This is a genomic window from Ruminococcus sp., from assembly GCF_045129435.1.
In the GTDB taxonomy this organism is placed as follows: domain Bacteria; phylum Bacillota; class Clostridia; order Oscillospirales; family Acutalibacteraceae; genus Ruminococcoides.
Map to the genome: position 1 here is coordinate 1 of NZ_JBGVJL010000066.1, position 2,561 is coordinate 2,561.

General features: G+C 39.8%; 3 protein-coding genes. All 3 read right to left on the reverse strand.

Going from position 1 to position 2,561, the window contains the following annotated elements; all coding sequences use genetic code 11:
* A partial coding sequence (locus tag ACJMMI_RS03245; protein WP_405353499.1) for a CFI-box-CTERM domain-containing protein occupies window positions 1–1,207 on the reverse strand: 1,207 nt, incomplete at its 3' end.
* A gap of 17 nt (window positions 1,208–1,224) precedes the next feature.
* Window positions 1,225–1,893 (reverse strand): hypothetical protein, encoded by a 669-nt coding sequence (locus ACJMMI_RS03250; RefSeq protein ID WP_405353501.1) that lies wholly within the window; start codon window positions 1,891–1,893, stop codon window positions 1,225–1,227.
* A partial coding sequence (locus ACJMMI_RS03255) for a double zinc ribbon domain-containing protein (protein WP_405353502.1) occupies window positions 1,890–2,561 on the reverse strand: 672 nt, incomplete at its 5' end. The genes ACJMMI_RS03255 and ACJMMI_RS03250, both read right to left, overlap by 4 nt.

Consider the following 2,561-nt stretch of genomic DNA (forward strand, 5'->3'; position numbering starts at 1 on the left):
GAGTAGATTCGAAACCTTTAGTTTGAAGTTTGTTAACCATACGATCGAGAGTTCCTCTCCACATCTTTTTAAACCATTCGGTATGACCGAACCATTTTACGAGAGTAGGACTAATAGCATAGTATGTTTTTACAAACGCTCTACCATACCAAGTTTCTGCAAGAGTATCGTCACGGAAGCGGCGCAAAGTCCATACTTCGGGGCAATCATAAGAACCGTATACTGCAGTGGCTACATAGCAACAACCACTTTTAACTTTTAATGCTTCAGAATTCGGATGTAATTTTCTTAATTCACTGTGTACATTGTTTCTGAGGTTTACCCACAATGCTCCATCTGTCATATAAAATGGGCAGATAGTTTTCGCTAATTCATTTATTTGTGCGTTTATATTTTCGAGGGTGGTTTGTTCACTTACTTTTACTTGCTTTGCAATCTCTGCACAACTATCATCCGGCGTTCTATAACCGTCAATATGTCCTGCTACCTTTCCCCAAACTTGAGAGCTCAAATATAGGCTACCCATATTATCCATGAAAAGTTTTTTGATTGGTTCTGGAGAATACTCTACAATAATATTCGCTAACGAATCCATATAAGCATCAAAAACCTTATCTACCATAGCATAAGTGGTCTCTAAGGGATCATTCTCGACAACCTGGTTGCGATCTACAATATTACCATAACCATTTTTGGTTACATATTCCTGCAAATGTGTAGTCGGGACAATTTTACCCTCCTTCAATCCTTTAATATCATCCATTATTTCGAACAATAACTTTTGATGTTCTTCGTTGGTATTATCATAATTGTCATCTATTATGGATACACCTTTTACCAATATATTGAAAACACCTTGTCTCTTATCTTTGGTTTCTGCCTCCAACAAGGCTGATTTCACACGACCAAATGTACTGTAAAAAATTGCTTCAATATTGGTCGGATCGTTTTGCTCAACCATATTATAATATTTTTCGGTCTCCGCCCAGTCTTCTTTCTGTTTAGCACGGCGAGCGTTGGCAAGATATTTTTGCACAAAAGCGGTATTATCCACTTGTACGGTACCTTGCACATCTACCGTACCTTCAATCATCATTTTCTTTGCTTCTTCAACAGAATACTTCATTCCACAGTTTTGGCAAACAAAAGCGCCATCCTGTTTCATCAAGTCTGTGCCTCCGCACATTTCGCAAGTTAATTGTTTCATTTTTAACCCCTCCAAATTTATTTTAATAATTTTGCTTTTTTATTTCGCTCGGTAATGAGCAAATCAAGGACTGTAATAATTGCCGATTTGTTTTCGGCGGTTTTGAGTTCTTTGACTTTAGCAGTAATTTCTGCTTCAATTTCTGAAAGGACTTCGTTGCTCATAGGATCACTAAAACGAATTTTCTCAGCAAGTTTTGTAAGCGCCGCTTTGGTATCAGCATCCGTTTCAGTGCTTGCCAACATTTCAACGTCAACCTGAAGTGCTTTGATATAGAAAACTTTCTTTTCTACTTTTTCTTCTACACGGTTGATTTCCTCTCTGCCGGTTTCCGTACCAATCAAACAGATTGCCGAAATACCAAGTATTAATGCACATACCACAATAGCAATCCAAGTTGGCGCTATAGAGAACGCCATAAATATTGCAAATGCGATGAGCTGAATGATTAAATATGTAATCCCAACTGAAATCAATGGAATACCGAGAAATTTACTCTTTAGAGTATCTGCACCCTTAAATGTAAATTTCCATATAGCAATTTGCGAAACAAATGCAACGGCGGCAAATACATAAGCAATCCAAAACGTTGATGTTTTAGCCGTTGGAACTGCAAAAGCTATTACATTAAAAAGCACAAAAGCTATTGCTAATACGGCATAGGCCATACCTTTATTTTTCTTCATTGCTGGCCCTCCCTTTTGCTGCCGCATTTGGGGCAGAATTTACCGGGTTTAATAAACTTAAATCCGCAGTTGCTACAAACATCGGGCGAAGATTGCGGAGTTCCGCACTCATCACAAAAAGCTGCGCTGGGTGTCAATTTGGCACCGCAGTTATCACAGAATGCATTTCCGATTGCTTGTGGTTGCACCGCAACACCTGAAAAAGCATCGTTTACTGCGCCGCCAACCATACCGCCGACAGTGCCACCGATACCTGACATAACACCAAGACCGATACCCATATTGGTGAACTCGCCAACGCCTTCGTTTTGGGCGGCGTGCTCAGCAACATCAAAGCCACGCTCTTGCTGATAGGTATAACCCTCAGTAGCACGTTTTTGAGCCAAGGCTTGCGACTCAATGACTGTCTTTTGCGCTTCTGTCTGAGCGTAGATAACATCGGTTTGCTGTTTCAACTTTGCTTCCGCAATATCAGCATACTGACGGAAGTGCAGTTCTTTGAATTTTTCATATTGAGGATCACCATCAGGTTTCACAATAGTGGTTACGAAAAAGCGGTTTAACGTTACGCCGTATTCTTCAAAATCACCAAGCAAACGTGACTGAATACCTTTAGAGAAAACTTCAAGACTTTCATCAATCTCAAAGATATTGATGGCGCTTGCCTT

Excerpts from the sequence above, each read along its gene's own strand:
- ACJMMI_RS03250 (WP_405353501.1), bottom strand. The coding sequence starts at position 1,893 with ATGAAGAAAAATAAAGGTATGGCCTATGCCGTATTAGCAATAGCTTTT.